The organism is Paenibacillus sp. FSL L8-0663, assembly GCF_038008125.1.
GTDB lineage: Bacteria > Bacillota > Bacilli > Paenibacillales > Paenibacillaceae > Paenibacillus > Paenibacillus polymyxa_D.
Map to the genome: position 1 here is coordinate 1 of NZ_JBBOYM010000001.1, position 10,000 is coordinate 10,000.

Consider the following 10,000-nt stretch of genomic DNA (forward strand, 5'->3'; position numbering starts at 1 on the left):
GTGGACAGCCATACCTCTGAACTATGGCAGCAAATTCTATCCATTATACAAACCAAGCTGAGTAAGCCGAGTTACGACACTTGGTTTAAGGCTACCAAGGCAGCGAAACTAAATGACCACTCCATTGTGATTTCTGCACCGACAACTTTTGCCGTGGAATGGCTTGAAAGCCGCTATACCAAGCTAGTCGGAGCAACGGTTTATGAAATTTTGGGCAAACAACTAGAGGTCAAGTTCGTTATTGAAGAGAACAAGCCCGCCGAGGTCGACCTTCAGCAACAACCTCAACAGCAGCCGGTCGTTCATGAAGAAGCTGTGTCCCATATGCTGAATCCTAAATATACATTCGATACATTCGTCATCGGATCGGGGAACCGTTTTGCCCATGCGGCATCGCTGGCCGTCGCCGAGGCGCCGGCCAAAGCTTACAACCCGCTGTTTTTATACGGTGGTGTAGGGCTGGGAAAAACGCATCTGATGCACGCTATCGGGCACTATATTTTGGAGCACAATCCGGCCAGCAAGGTCGTTTATTTATCGTCGGAGAAGTTTACGAATGAATTCATTAATGCCATCCGGGACAACCGCGGGGAAAGTTTCCGGAATAAATATCGCAACATTGATATTTTGCTCATTGATGATATTCAATTCATTGCGGGCAAGGAATCGACGCAGGAGGAATTTTTTCACACGTTTAACGCGCTTCATGAGGAGCGCAAGCAGATTATAATCTCAAGCGATCGGCCGCCTAAAGAAATTCCAACGCTGGAAGAACGGCTACGCTCTCGCTTCGAGTGGGGACTTATTACGGATATTCAACCGCCGGATCTGGAGACAAGAATTGCTATTCTTCGGAAAAAGGCGCGGGCGGAAAACCTGGATATTCCCAATGAGGCCATGATGTATATCGCTAATCAAATTGATACGAACATCCGTGAGCTGGAAGGGGCGCTAATACGCGTTGTCGCCTATTCTTCCTTAACAAATCAGGATGTAACAAGTCATCTTGCGGCTGAAGCGTTGAAGGACATTATCCCGTCCAGCCGTCCAAAAATGATCACGATTCAGGATATACAGCATCAAGTCGGGGAATTTTACAATCTACGGCTGGAGGATTTTAAAGCGCGTAAGCGGACGAAGGCTGTAGCTTTTCCACGACAAATTGCCATGTATCTGTCTCGTGAGCTAACCGACTATTCTTTGCCGAAAATCGGCGAAGCTTTCGGTGGGCGTGATCATACGACTGTCATTCATGCGCACGAAAAAATCTCCAAATCCATTCAAGTGGATCAGGATCTGTTTAAAGTTATCAACAACCTAATAGAAAAAATCAAAAATCCAACCTGAACAAGTTCAGAGCCTATACACAATTTATACACATGTGGATAGGCTTGATTTTATTAGGGTTACAGTGACTTATCCACATATTCAGTGCGCCTATTACTATTACTAATATATTTTAAAGATATACATCACCTAAATAAGGCCCGCGTCAACGCGTGCTTGAAGGATTAAAACCCGTAGGAGGAACTTATGAAGATCAGCATTCTGAAAAACGTTTTGAACGAGGCTATACAACATGTATCCAAAGCGATATCAAGTCGGACTACAATTCCAATTCTGAGTGGTATTAAGCTGGATGTGAATCACCAGGGAGTAACGCTGACTGCCAGCGATACAGATATCTCCATTCAATCCTTTATTCCGATGGAGGATGGCGACCAAACTGTCGTTCAGGTCGAACAACCTGGTAGTGTTGTGCTACCAGCCAAATTCTTTGTCGAAATTATCAAAAAGTTGCCGTCTCAGGAGATCCGTATGGAGGTAAAAGACCAATTCCAAACCTTTATCTCGTCCGGTGCAACTGAAATTCAGATTGTTGGTTTAGACCCTGAAGAATTCCCGGTGCTTCCCAGCATTGAAGAAAATCAAGTCATCTCTGTGCCAGGAGATTTACTTAAAAATATGATTAAACAGACGGTGTTCTCCATTTCCACCCACGAAACGACACCGATTTTAACCGGCGTGTTGTGGAATCTGGCTGAGGGGGAACTAAAGTTTGTGGCAACGGACCGCCACCGTCTTGCCACCCGCAGCGCTCATTTGGAGACGTCTGAAGGCTTGCGCTTTAGCAATGTTGTCATTGCGGGCAAAACGCTGAATGAGTTGAGCAGAATTATTCCGGATCAAAATATGCTTGTGGATATCGTAGTAGCGGACAATCAGGTATTATTCAAAGTAGATCGGGTGCTATTTTATTCCCGCATCTTGGACGGCACCTATCCTGATACTTCTAGAATTATTCCGACCTCCTACAAAACAGAACTGATTGTGGATACAAAAAGTTTAAGTGAGTCAATTGACCGTGCTTATTTGCTGTCCCGTGAGGAAAAAACGAATATTGTAAAAATGCAGTCCCTGGAAAATGGAGGTTTGGAAATTTCCTCTAGTTCCTCTGAACTTGGAAAAGTGCGTGAGGAAGTAACTGTATCCAAATTTGAGGGAGAGCCGCTCAAAATTTCGTTCAACTCCAAATACATGCTCGACGTGCTCAAGGTGATTGACAGCGAGCAGCTGACGATTGCTTTTACCGGCATTATGAGTCCCATTATTTTAAAACCGGCAGATTCCAGCAATGCGCTGTATATCATCCTGCCATATCGCACAACCAACTGACGTTTAGCTTTAACCCACCCGAGGACAAGCGAAAGGATGAACAAGCCTTGAAACAGATATCTATACAGACCGAATACATCAAGCTCGATCAATTTTTAAAATTAGCCGATTGTGTATCCACAGGAGGCATGGCTAAAGCCCTGCTGCAAGAGGGACAAGTCCGTGTGAATGGTGAACCGGAAGAACGTCGTGGAAGAAAACTGTACCCGGGTGATACCGTAGAAGTAGAGGACAACGGAAGTTTCGAAGTTACAGCAGGAGCATGATCGCCTGGGTGGCAAGGACTCCTTTTAGGTACGGAGTAACAAGGGGGACCCTATGTGTTTGTGAACAACATTGTTTTGCAGCAGTACCGGAACTATGAACAGCTGGAGCTGAATGAATTTGGGCCCGTTAATTTGCTGATCGGACAAAATGCGCAGGGCAAAACGAATCTGGTAGAGGCGATTTTTGTACTGGCTTTAACCAAAAGTCACCGAACGTCCCGCGACAAGGAGTTAATCTCTTTCGGGGCTACTTCCACTCACCTAGCTGCGGATGTGGATAAAAAGTACGGGAAAATCAGACTGGATCTCGCGTTATCCACACAAGGTAAAAAAGCAAAGATCAACGGACTGGAGCAGCGAAAACTGAGCGATTTTATCGGTTCGTTAAATGTGGTCATGTTTGCACCTGAGGATCTCGAAATCGTCAAAGGAACACCGGGGGTTCGCCGCCGGTTTCTTGACATGGAAATTGGACAGGTTGCGCCAGGATATCTGTATCATTTGCAGCAATATCAGAAAGTATTGGTTCAGCGAAACAACCTGCTCAAGCAAGCTTGGGGTAAGGATATGGCGTCAGTGCAGCTGATGCTGGAGGTATGGAATGAGCAACTTGTTGAGCATGGTGTTAAAATTGTTAAAAAGCGGAAACAATTTATAACAAAGCTACAAAAGTGGGCTCAGGCCATTCATGAAGGGATCGCAGGTGGGACAGAAGAGTTAAAATTAACCTATGTTCCCTCCTTCAGTGAGCCAGAGGAAGAAGATGAAGCTGTCTTATTGGAGCGATTTATGATAAAGTTATCCCAAATGAGGGAACAGGAAATCCGCCGTGGCATGACTTTGGCGGGACCCCATCGTGACGATTTGGCCTTTGCCATTAACGGCAGAGAAGTGCATACGTATGGCTCTCAGGGGCAGCAGCGGACGACGGCCCTGTCCTTGAAGTTGGCCGAAATAGAGTTAATTCATGAGGAAATTGGTGAATATCCTGTCTTGCTGCTGGATGATGTTTTGTCAGAGCTGGACCCCTATCGTCAGACCCAGCTGATCGAGACTTTCCAAAGCAAGGTACAGACCTTTATCACGGCAACCGGGGTTGAGACTTTGAACGCAGAACGACTCAAGGATGCCAATATTTATCACGTCCACGACGGGCATGTGGAACACTAAGGAGTGAGTGACCGCTATGTATATTCATCTGGGTGGAGAAAAAATCATCCGCTCGTCAGAGCTTGTGGCTATTTTCGATATCTCGATTGAAAAATCCTCTAAAATCTCCAAGCAATACGTGAACCACGCCCAACAGCAAAAGCATGTCGAGATGATTGGCGAAGAGGAAGCCAAGTCCATCGTAGTGACTCAGAATACGGTGTATTATTCCCCCATCTCCTCAACAACACTCAAAAAGCGGGCAAACCAGTTTGTTGCCAATGCTTAACCATAGAATCTATAGAAGTAGGTGAAAGGCATGTCTATGAATCAACCGTCTTATGATGCGGGCGAGATTCAGGTCCTCGAGGGCCTGGAAGCGGTTCGGAAACGTCCCGGGATGTATATTGGCTCCACGAGCGCCAAAGGTCTCCATCATCTGGTCTGGGAAGTTGTGGACAACAGCATTGACGAAGCGCTGGCGGGTTATTGTGACAGCATTCAAGTTGTGGTTCACGAAGATAACAGTGTTACCGTTACAGATAACGGACGTGGTATTCCGGTAAGCGAACACGCCAAAATGAAAAAATCTGCGCTGGAAGTCGTTATGACTGTGCTTCACGCAGGTGGTAAATTCGGAGGCGGAGGGTACAAGGTATCCGGTGGTCTGCACGGGGTTGGTGTATCGGTAGTGAACGCTCTCTCCAGCAAAATGATCGTTCATGTTAAACGGGACGGACATCTGTATGAGCAGGAATATCATCGTGGTGCTCCGCAGTATGATGTCAGAGTCATCGGTGATACAGACGAGACGGGTACCCAAACGACCTTCTATCCGGACGACCAAATTTTTACAGAAACGACCGTATATGATTATGATACGCTCCAAACACGGATTCGTGAGTTGGCCTTCTTGAACAAAGGCATTGCAATCAGCTTGACTGATGAACGGACGGGCGCCAGCGATACATTCCATTACGAGGGCGGAATCAGTGAATATGTGCAATTTTTGAATCAAAAAAGAGAAGCGCTACATGAACAGCCGATTTATGTCGAAGGCTCGCGTGATATGATTCAAGTCGAAGTTGCATTGCAATATAACGACAGCTATACGGAGAATATTTATTCTTTTGCCAACAACATCAATACCCATGAGGGCGGAACCCACGAATCAGGCTTCAAGAGTGCATTAACACGGATTATTAACGATTATGCACGTAAAAATGGCTTGATTAAGGACAACAATGCCAACTTGACCGGTGACGATGTGCGTGAAGGATTGACGGCGATTATCTCCGTCAAAATTCCAGAACCACAGTTTGAGGGTCAGACCAAGACAAAGCTGGGGAACAGTGAGGTGCGAGGGATTGTCGAATCCTTATTCGCAGAGAAACTCCAGGAGTTCCTAGAGGAAAATCCGTCTGTATCCCGCCGGGTGGTTGATAAATCATTACAAGCAGCACGTGCCCGGGAAGCAGCGCGTAAAGCGCGTGAGCTTACACGTCGCAAAAGTGCGCTGGAAATCAGTTCGCTCCCAGGCAAGCTGGCGGATTGCTCCTCTAAGGATGCTTCGATTAGTGAACTGTACATCGTCGAAGGTGACTCAGCAGGGGGATCGGCCAAGCAGGGTCGTGATCGTCACTTTCAAGCTATTTTGCCGATTCGCGGTAAAATTCTGAATGTTGAAAAGGCACGCTTGGACCGTATTTTGTCCAGTGATGAAATCCGGTCGATGGTAACAGCAATGGGTACAGGGATCGGAGACGACTTTGACATCGCCAAAGCCCGTTATCACAAGGTCATTATCATGACAGATGCGGATGTCGATGGTGCCCATATTCGTACGTTGTTGCTGACGTTCTTCTATCGGTACATGCGTAAAATCATTGATGCAGGCTATATTTATATTGCTCAGCCACCACTATTCAAAGTGGAGCGCAACAAAGTTGTACGTTATGCGAACTCTGAGGCAGAACGTGATGAGATCATCAGAGAATTTGGAGAAAACGCAAAGTACAATGTACAGCGCTATAAAGGTTTGGGTGAGATGAATGCGACCCAACTTTGGGAAACTACGATGGACCCTGAAAGTCGTACTATGCTTCAGGTAACTGTCAGTGACGCGATGCTGGCTGATACACTGTTCAATACCTTGATGGGGGATAATGTAGAACCTCGTCGTGACTTTATCCAAGAACATGCGAAGTACGTGAAAAATCTTGATTTTTGATGTGTGATGTTCCTTCCTAGTGGCTGTATTACGTGCTTATTAGGTAGTATTTTGTAAGAGTTCACAAGGGGCGCCCAAATGGGCGTCCCTTTTCTTCTCATTAACCAGCCCGGGTGTATTTGAATATTTAACCCTCATTGTTTTAGGCTTTTTTCTTAGAGCGTACGGGTTTACCCGTGGATGAAGAGTACCGGCCATAGCCTACTGCATATCTGAATATTTTATGATAGAGGCTTTTGTTTGGAAGGGAAGAGAATACCTTGATTGCTGGTCTCGTGTTAACCTCCAGAATCCACGGATAATTTTGCTGATCCAGTCCCACATCTAATCCAATTTCCCTTAAACGTGGGTATCTTTTTTGCAACTGCCAGGCTACCCGTTCGCCCATTTTCGATAATTTTTGCTCCAGTCGTACAGCTTCCTTTACATCCATGTATGGAGCGACCAACTCATTGAAAAATCGCGTTGTTCCACCGCTGTGATGATTGGTGACGACTTTGTCAGGAGCAGCTACGCGTCCTACAATAAGCGTTGTTTCCCATTGGTGTCTCAAGTTCATCTGGGTTAATACCCTCAGATCGAAAGGGCGTGCTTCATGCTGAAGAAGTAGAATTCCACGCTGGATCAGATATGGACGTTTTCGTATGCGGGAAGAAACCACTCTATGCAGATCTTCTAGACTTTCGAAGGTGAAGGTATCTACTTCATAGCGAAGCACATACCAAGTTCTCTCTTCGATGATTCCTTCTTCTGTCGGCGGAAGCAGCTCTGTCAGCCTCTCTGCCCGCATAACCCCTTTTCCATAAGTACCGTTATCCGGCTTAATATAGACCGTACCATACACGGCCAACATTTCGTTCAAGTGATCAAATGTGTACAACCGTGTTTCCGGTATATAAGCGGCCAATGTCGGATTGGGGAGAATGGCATTTGTTTTGGTCCACTTACTGGATACTCGCTGAATAGACAAGTAATCTCATCCCTTTCTTTTCGAAATATGAGTCATGTACTTGGAATCCGCAGCACTTTGACAAAACAAGGGAAACTAAAGGACAAGCGCGTAAAACAATGATATAATAGAGAAATACGGCGTTTTTCGGAATTATGCTAATTGAACCCTGACCGTATACGTATTGTATGTGGAAAAGGCCCTTATGGTGGGGGCTAATCCCCAGCTCTGGGGAATTTGTTATAATCAGGGCTTGTGAGTTGTACAAGAGAATAGCGATCTGCTACAGGCAGAAAGAGAATGACGAGGGATTTACGCTGTAAAGAGGACAGATGTGTTTAATTGTGCTCTTTTTGTGAAAGTAATATAATTATACAGATAAGGATTTCAGCCAAAATCCTGCGCAGAGAGCGGAGTGTATAGGCAGTATCTTGTTAGGCTTTTCACATAGAGAGCATTGTATTGAAGGATAAGAAGGAGGACCAGCATGGCGGATCAAAATAACTCGCAAATCATCAATAGGGATATCGGAGTGGAAATGCGCGAATCCTTTATGGATTATGCCATGAGTATTATTGTTAGCCGTGCCTTGCCTGATGTGCGGGACGGACTGAAGCCGGTACACCGTCGTATTTTGTATGCGATGTCCGAGCTAGGCATGTCGCCAGATAAGCCTTACAAAAAATCGGCAAGAATCGTCGGCGAAGTTATCGGTAAATATCACCCTCATGGTGATACGGCTGTATATGATACGATGGTGCGGATGGCGCAGGATTTTTCCTTGCGTTACATGTTGGTGGATGGACACGGTAACTTTGGCTCCGTGGATGGAGATATGGCGGCTGCGATGCGTTACACCGAAGCACGGTTGTCCAAGATTGCCATGGAAATGCTACGTGATTTGAACAAAGAGACCGTTGATTTTATGCCGAACTACGATGGTGAAGAGAGCGAGCCCGTCGTATTACCTGCACGTTATCCTAACTTGCTGGTGAATGGCGTCGGCGGAATTGCAGTCGGGATGGCTACCAATATTCCTCCGCATAACTTGGGAGAAGTTATCGATGGTGTACAAGCACTGATCGAAAACCCTGATATTACGCCGATGGAACTTATGGATTATATTCAAGGGCCCGATTTTCCGACAGCAGGTTATATTTTAGGACGATCTGGTATTCGTCAGGCGTACCAGACTGGTCGCGGATCTGTGACCATGCGTGCGAAAACCACCATAGAAGAGATTGGCAATAAAGCACGGATTATCGTGCATGAGCTGCCTTACCAAGTGAATAAGGCTCGTCTGGTCGAGAAAATTGCCGAATTAGTACGTGATAAACGTATTGAAGGCATTACGGATCTTCGGGATGAATCGGATCGTACGGGTATGCGTGTTGTTATCGAGTTGCGTAGAGACGTGAACCCGAATGTCGTTCTGAATAATTTGTTTAAACATACGGCCATGCAGTCGAATTTCGGTATTAATATGCTTGCCATTGTAAACAACGAACCGAAGATTTTGAACCTGAAGGATGTCTTGTATCATTATCTCAAACATCAGGTCGAGGTTATTCGTCGCCGGACAGAATTTGATCTGAAAAAAGCCGAAGCTAGAGCACACATTCTGGAAGGCTTGCGCATTGCCCTTGACCATCTGGATGAAGTTATTGCCTTGATTCGGTCTTCCCAAACTGCAGAAGCAGCTCGTGAAGGACTGATTGAGCGTTTCTCGCTCACTCTTGAGCAGTCTCAGGCTATTCTCGATATGCGTCTGCAGCGCTTAACCGGTTTGGAACGTGAGAAGATCGAAAACGAATATAACGAGCTAATACAAAAGATTGCGGAATACCGTGAGATTTTGGCGAACGAGCATCTGGTACTCAACATCATTAGCGAAGAGCTGAATGAACTTAAGGAACGTTTCGCTGATGACCGTCGCACTGAAATTACAGTGGGTGAAGAGAGTATTCTGGATGAGGATCTCATTCCGCGTGAAGATGTTATTATTACTGTAACCCATACGGGATATATCAAACGCCTTCCTGTTACTACCTATCGCAGTCAAAAACGCGGTGGTCGTGGTGTAGTGGGTATGGATACCAAAAATGAGGATTTCGTAGAGCATCTGTTCATTACGAATTCACATCATCATTTGTTATTCTTTACCGACAAGGGTAAGGTATATCGGATTAAGGCCTATGAGATTCCTGATCTAAGCCGGACAGCCCGAGGGACACCGATTATTAACCTGATTCAGATTGAACAGGGTGAGTCGATCAATGCGGTAATTCCTATCGAGGAATTTGTGGAGGATAGCTATCTATTCTTCGCGACCCAGCATGGAATCATTAAGAAGACACCACTTGACGACTATGCAAATATCCGCAAAGGTGGCTTGATTGCCATTAACTTGCGTGAAGATGACGCCCTGATCGAAGTGAAGCTGACAGACGGACAGCAGGAAATGATTATTGGTACAGCACAAGGCATGTCTATCCGTTTCCCTGAAAGTGATGTACGGTCTATGGGCCGTAGCGCTACAGGGGTTAAAGGGATCAACCTTGATGAGAGTGATGCTGTAATAGGTATGGATATCGTAGATACCAGCCTGGATATCCTGATTGTAACGGCCAAAGGTTATGGCAAGCGTACCCCTGTTGTGGATTATCGTATCCAAAGCCGTGGAGGTAAGGGGATCAAGACGATTAATGTTACGGATAAAAATGGTCCGGT

General features: G+C 45.8%; 8 protein-coding genes (1 of these 8 cut by a window edge). 7 read left to right on the top strand and 1 reads right to left on the bottom strand.

Features of this window, described 5'->3' with window-relative positions:
• From dnaA to gyrB, 6 genes are all read left to right on the top strand, one after another.
• The gene (gene dnaA, locus MKY75_RS00005) at positions 1-1,347 is read left to right on the top strand and encodes a chromosomal replication initiator protein DnaA (protein ID WP_250241425.1); all 1,347 of its coding nucleotides are present in this window, start codon (positions 1-3) and stop codon (positions 1,345-1,347) included.
• 186 nt (positions 1,348-1,533) lie between these two features.
• The gene (gene dnaN / locus MKY75_RS00010; protein ID WP_340883933.1) at positions 1,534-2,676 is read left to right on the top strand and encodes a DNA polymerase III subunit beta; all 1,143 of its coding nucleotides are present in this window, start codon (positions 1,534-1,536) and stop codon (positions 2,674-2,676) included.
• 47 nt (positions 2,677-2,723) lie between these two features.
• Positions 2,724-2,942 (top strand): S4 domain-containing protein YaaA, encoded by a 219-nt coding sequence (gene yaaA, locus MKY75_RS00015; protein ID WP_023986416.1) that lies wholly within the window; start codon positions 2,724-2,726, stop codon positions 2,940-2,942.
• A 54-nt stretch (positions 2,943-2,996) separates the two neighbouring features.
• Positions 2,997-4,112, top strand: a complete 1,116-nt coding sequence (gene recF / locus MKY75_RS00020; protein ID WP_013308098.1) for a DNA replication/repair protein RecF — start codon at positions 2,997-2,999, stop codon at positions 4,110-4,112.
• A gap of 16 nt (positions 4,113-4,128) precedes the next feature.
• Positions 4,129-4,380, top strand: a complete 252-nt coding sequence (gene remB, locus MKY75_RS00025; RefSeq protein WP_007433255.1) for an extracellular matrix regulator RemB — start codon at positions 4,129-4,131, stop codon at positions 4,378-4,380.
• A 30-nt stretch (positions 4,381-4,410) separates the two neighbouring features.
• Positions 4,411-6,321 (top strand): DNA topoisomerase (ATP-hydrolyzing) subunit B, encoded by a 1,911-nt coding sequence (gene gyrB / locus MKY75_RS00030; RefSeq protein ID WP_013308100.1) that lies wholly within the window; start codon positions 4,411-4,413, stop codon positions 6,319-6,321.
• Positions 6,322-6,463: 142 nt separating this feature from the next.
• Here the strand turns inward: gyrB and MKY75_RS00035 are convergent, their stop codons facing one another.
• A complete protein-coding gene (locus MKY75_RS00035) occupies positions 6,464-7,291 on the bottom strand; it encodes a YheC/YheD family protein (protein ID WP_340883935.1) in 828 nt (275 codons plus the stop codon).
• Between the two features lie 466 nt (positions 7,292-7,757).
• On the opposite strand from MKY75_RS00035, the gene gyrA reads away from it, so the two are divergent.
• A protein-coding gene (gyrA, locus tag MKY75_RS00040) for a DNA gyrase subunit A (protein ID WP_340883938.1) crosses the window boundary here: on the top strand, positions 7,758-10,000 show its 5' portion. It continues 322 nt past the right edge of the window; 2,243 of the gene's 2,565 nt are visible here — the first part of the coding sequence; the start codon lies at positions 7,758-7,760; its stop codon lies off the right edge, out of view.